The organism is Moorena sp. SIO1F2 (genome assembly GCF_010672755.1).
Classification (GTDB): domain Bacteria; phylum Cyanobacteriota; class Cyanobacteriia; order Cyanobacteriales; family Coleofasciculaceae; genus Moorena.
On the sequence record NZ_JAAHFV010000420.1, the window covers coordinates 1 to 5,151 of the forward strand.

Annotated in this window: 4 protein-coding genes; all 4 read right to left on the reverse strand. The window is 45.0% G+C overall.

The window, feature by feature from the left end:
• Positions 1-1,082, reverse strand: a 1,082-nt coding sequence (locus tag F6J94_RS29840) for a hypothetical protein (protein ID WP_293046946.1), incomplete at its 3' end; no start/stop codon positions are given.
• Entirely contained in the window at positions 1,082-1,816 is a 735-nt protein-coding gene (locus tag F6J94_RS29845; protein ID WP_293021504.1) for a phage baseplate protein, read from the reverse strand. The genes F6J94_RS29840 and F6J94_RS29845, both read right to left, overlap by 1 nt.
• A gap of 400 nt (positions 1,817-2,216) precedes the next feature.
• The gene (locus F6J94_RS29850) at positions 2,217-2,741 is read right to left on the reverse strand and encodes a phage tail protein (protein ID WP_293021502.1); all 525 of its coding nucleotides are present in this window, start codon (positions 2,739-2,741) and stop codon (positions 2,217-2,219) included.
• A gap of 148 nt (positions 2,742-2,889) precedes the next feature.
• A complete protein-coding gene (locus tag F6J94_RS29855) occupies positions 2,890-4,554 on the reverse strand; it encodes a phage tail sheath C-terminal domain-containing protein (protein WP_293046949.1) in 1,665 nt (554 codons plus the stop codon).
• Between the last annotated feature and the right edge of the window lie 597 nt (positions 4,555-5,151).

Sequence of the window (5,151 nt, forward strand, 5' to 3'; positions counted from 1 at the left end):
TTGCTGCTATCGGTATAGTTAGGAGTAATCTCTGGTGATATCGATGATTGTTGGTAGTTAGGGCTAGTGGGATTATCACTTATCTTATTGTTAGTGCTGCTCTCGGTATAGTTAGGAGCAATCCCTGATGATATCGATGATTGTTGGTAGTTAGGGCTAGTGGGATGAGCACTTATCTTGTTGCTGCTGCTCTCGGTATAGTTAGGAGTAATCTCTGGTGATAGCAAAGATTGTTGGTAGTTAGCGCTATCTGGATGATTATTTATCTTATCGTTAGTGCTGCTCTCGGTATAGTTAGGAGCAATCCCTGATGCTATCAAAGATTGTTGGTAATTAGGGCTAATGGGATTATCACTTATCTTGTTGCTACTGCTATCGGTATAGTTAGGAGTAATCTCTGGTGATAGCAAAGATTGTTGGTAGTTAGCGCTATCTGGATGATTATTTATCTTATCGTTAGTGCTGCTATCGATTGATTCAGCAATTGGTGCTATCAAAGATTGCTGGTAATTAGGGCTAATGGGATTATCACTTATCTTATTGCTGCTGCTGCTATCGGTATAGTTAGGAGTAATCTCTGATGATAGCTTCGATTGCTGATAATTATCCCTAGTTGGATTATCACTTATTTTATTGTCAGTGCTGCTATCGGTATAGTTAAGATTAATCCCTGATGATAGCAAGGATTCGGAGTAGTTAGGGCTAGTGAGATGATTACTTATCTGGTTAGTTATCTTATTTATCGGTTGCTCATCCTCAGCCAAAGGTATTTCCCTTAGCTGGTCTTGCTGTTGAGGATAGGATGCTTCTAAATTAGCTTGCCCCTCTGGCAGACTCTGTTCAACTAACTCTGCCGATGACTCCAACAGTGAAACTTCCCTATTGCCTATTGCCTGTTCCCCTTCCCTGTTCCCTGTTGCCTGTTCCCTTAGTGATTCAGATTCCTGTTCCCAAACTGAAGAATAGTCAGCAGCCATCATTAAATTGTTAGCATTGTTGGCAAACACCGAAGCAATCATCGGTTGCACCACTGGAGTTAACCCTAAAGTACGCCTAGCCAGGCCAGTAAGAAAGTCAGCCATTAGTCAATCAAGTCCAAATAAAACTGTCGTCGTACTGTACTCATAGATAGGATATCTGCCTCTCGCCACCCATAGAAACGAGCCAGTCGATGCACCTGTCTGAGTAAGCGCTTGGCCTGAGCACTAAGTTCGATCCAGAAAAAGGAAACGATATCAAACAAAACCTGCCAGCCGTGACCACAAGCAGGACAATTGAGGTTTAACAACATTTCCCCCTGGGGGTCACATTCAGCTATTTGCTCTGCCAGTTGAGTCACTACTGACCTAGGCAAATCCTCATAGGCAACCCTCATCCCATCATAGCTAGCCTCTAGCAGACAGCGCTTTCCCAGAAATTTCGAGGCAGTAGTCTCATCGGTATAGTTTACAATCGTTGCTAAGTCCCAACTGTTGGGCAAACGAAATTGTAACCTATACCCATTCACTGTAGTTTGATACTCTTGTTGCTTTGATTCAAAAGGGTCAACCAAGCGCATATCTCCTACATTCATCGTGAATTCCAGACGCTCACGACAATTGGGACACTCAGCAAAACTATTGAGTTTCGGTCCAAAGGTAATTTCCCTTAAACTCAACAGATATCCATCCCGTTGTCCAATACTAAGGGAAGCTAGCTCAACCGCCGACTTGTCGGGAAAAGCAAATCTTAGCAAGGTCAGCGCCCGGTCTAGAGGATGCTGAACTTGTCCAATTTCCCAACATTTTATAATTTTATCGGCGGATAGCGATCGCATAGAATTAATAATTTTGAATTAAGAATTTAGAATTAAGAATTTAGAATTTAGAATTTAGTGCGTAGGGTGCGTTAGGGGCGGGCTCGCCCTGATGTTTAACCCCGAGGGCCAGTATTGGGATAGCCCGCACCGTAACGCACCACCAAGTTGAATTAAGAATTAAGAATTAAGAATTAAGAATTAAGAATTAAGAATTAAGAATTTTTGATACTGACGTAGTTTATAGTTACTATTATAGTACAGCATAGCGGAAATCAATATACCATTCAAAACGAGCAAAACTGTTATATATTAAACATGTAATAATTTTGAACTTTGAATTTTGAATTTTGAATTCCGCACAGCAGTACTAGTTAAATAAAAAAAACGCCAAAGGCGAACAATCAGCTAACCTTTAAGATTAGCTAGGTTCAGTGAAAGTAGGCTCTTCTGGCTCAGTCACTTCATAGTCACGTTCCCAACCCTCATTTTGCAGGGTAATGTTTTGAATGGCTACGGCATTGTCGTTAGCATCTAGGTCAGGCAGTGCCTCATATTCTGAGACCCAGCAACGATAAACTTTGTATGCGATCGCTACTTGTCCTGCCTCATTCATCAATTCGATGATAATGTCTTTGCGAAAGTCCTTCAGAGAGACTTCAGCACCTAAGCCAGAGCCGTAGTTCCAAACCTTGTTGGCCCATTTCTCAAACTCTGGGTCGTGGGTAACACCACGTTCTAGGGTAATCGCTTCATAATTAGTTTGTCCTGGTGACATGCGTTGGCTACTGGGGTCACCACCCTCACGGTGTTGAATCACTTCAGTGCTGCGTCTGAGAGCACCTACTCTGCTGACACCAGCTACATATCTGCCATCCCACTTGACCCGGAATTTGAAGGTTTTATAGGGGTCAAAACGCTGGGCATTAACACTAAATTGAGCCATATTTCCTCCTAATTATGCTTATCCCAAATTGCTTTTATACTTTGTATTAACTGTCTTAAATCAATTAATTCCAGGGATGTCTTCGGAGATGTCCAGAGCAGAGCCTATAAATCTCCTGATCTCCCCGTCTTTTGATCACAATTTGGTATTAGGCACCACTTTGTCCAGCTAGCTGCTGGAACTTAATAATTACAAATTCCGCTGGTTTCAAGGGAGCAAAACCCACCATGATATTCACAATTCCCAGATTGATATCATCCTGGGTAGTAGTTTCCTTATCACATTTGACGAAATAGGCTTCCGCAGGGGACTTACCTTGGAAGGCTCCCTGACGAAATAGATTGTTCATAAACGCGCCTAGATTTAGTCGAATCTGAGACCAAAGGGGTTCATCGTTCGGTTCAAATACTACCCATTGGGTACCACGGTAAAGGCTTTCTTGTAGGTAAAGGGCTAGCCTGCGCACGGGGATATACTTCCACTCCGAAGCCAGACGGTCATCACCAACCCGTGTCCGTGAGCCCCAGATTACCCGACCTGCTGCTGGCATTGTGCGCAAACAGTTAATCCCAAGCTGGTTCAACTCACCATTTTCCGCATCAGTTAGGGAAACACTCAACTGTGGCACTCCCACTAGGGTTGCTTCCAAACCAGCCGGTGCTTTCCAAATCCCTCGGTCACCATCTGTACGAGAAAAGACCCCGGCCACGGTGCCACAGGGCACAAACTCTTCCACTTGATTATCTTTAAGGGGGTTCGCCTGTTTCAGACGTGGGAAGAAAATGGCTGCATTTTCACTGGTACTGCCTACCTCTGATTTAATCCCAGTTTTGGCTTTATCCTTATCAGTCCAAGTGCTAGGAGGATCAATCAACAGCATCGCCCGTCGTTTTTGACAATAAGCGATCGCTGCATCAATCAAGCTGGCATCCACATCATTAGTGCTGTTGTAGGGAGGGATGCAAAGCAAGCTAAACAGGTCTGCTTGTTCAAGGGCATACAATCCTGTTTTGTTGGCTTCAGTGCCTGAGCCAGTAAAGTTAGCCTCCGTCAGAGCCTGACCATCCGTTGCTTTGTCAGCATCAGCTACCCCAGTTGACCGCTGAGCACTCTCGAAGGGGTCCTTTTTCAATTCTGCTTCAGCAGTTGCTTGTGCCTGTTTCTCAGCATCAGTTGCCCCTGGGGCGCTTCCCGTGGCAATAGCTTGATTGAGGGCAGCATCACTATCATCCGGTCGATCCGTTGGCAGAGCACCAGATACCCGCACCAACTTAGATTGGTTTTTCAGAACGTTATCCACTTGGCGAGCATGTCCAGGCATCACCGAAACGTTGCGGAATGTTTCAATCTCACCGGTGCTGGTATCCTGAACCGATAGATTAAACAATTTTTCGCTTATTGCCTGTGCGTCACTCACCGCCAAGTCATGGTCAATCCTGGCTCGTAAATTATTCCCCCAGGCACCTTCGGAGGCAGCTTCTAGGGTCAGAGTATTGGGAGCACTACCTAGGGTCAAAGTTGCTAGTGATTTGGCCGGGTCAGCATCTGGTTGGTAAAGGCGCACAATCACCGCTTGGCTACCGCCATTGAGGTAGAAATCCCGTACAGCGAAACCGAGGGTACTATCTACCCACAATCCACCAAACCTACGCTCAAAATCTCCGTAGCTGTTAATTAGCACAGCTTCATCCACAGGTCCTCTAAGAGCACGACCTATGAACGCCGTAATCGAAGTGGCAATTCCAGTGATTGTCCGGACTCCACTGGGAATTTCTTCGATGTAAACACCTGGATAAGTCGGTGTGATCGGCATGGTAACTTTTTCCTCTGAGTAATTACATCTGCCAGCTAATGCCACCCTAGAGGCGGTAGGGCGACACTCCTTTTTAGCTAATTAATGGATAGTGTGTCAAACTCCCACAGAAACAAATTATGCGATCGCATTAGGGAGTAGGGAGTAGGGAGTAGGGAGTAGGGAGTAGGGAAATCAGAAGACGAACAGGTAAATGCGATTGACCGTAGGTCACGTTACGCGATCGCATTAGGGAGTAGGGAGTAGGGAGTAGGGAGTAGGGAGTAGGGAAATCAGAAGACGAACAGGTAAATGCGATTGGCCGTAGGCCACGCTACGCGATCGCTTTTCCTAATTGAGTAATCAATCCCTAGTCAACTGTACTGCCACAATGGCAAACTAATTAAGTCAATCAAGTCTGACATTGTACCAAGCTGGGTATCGTTGATCATATAGCCATTGGCAGCAGATGATGTAACAAGGAAAATTCGATAACCTTAACCTTAATTGGCAATAATCAATAGCTTAGGTTAAAAGCCAACTATTCTACTCCCGACTCCCGACTCCCTACTCCCTACTCCCTACTCCCTACTCCCTACTCCCTACTCCCTACTCCCA

What these genes read in the sequence shown, in the direction of transcription:
- F6J94_RS29845 (WP_293021504.1), bottom strand. Translation starts at nt 1,816, where the DNA reads ATGCGATCGCTATCCGCCGATAAAATTATAAAATGTTGGGAAATTGGA.
- F6J94_RS29850 (WP_293021502.1), bottom strand. Translation starts at nt 2,741, where the DNA reads ATGGCTCAATTTAGTGTTAATGCCCAGCGTTTTGACCCCTATAAAACC.
- F6J94_RS29855 (WP_293046949.1), bottom strand. Translation starts at nt 4,554, where the DNA reads ATGCCGATCACACCGACTTATCCAGGTGTTTACATCGAAGAAATTCCC.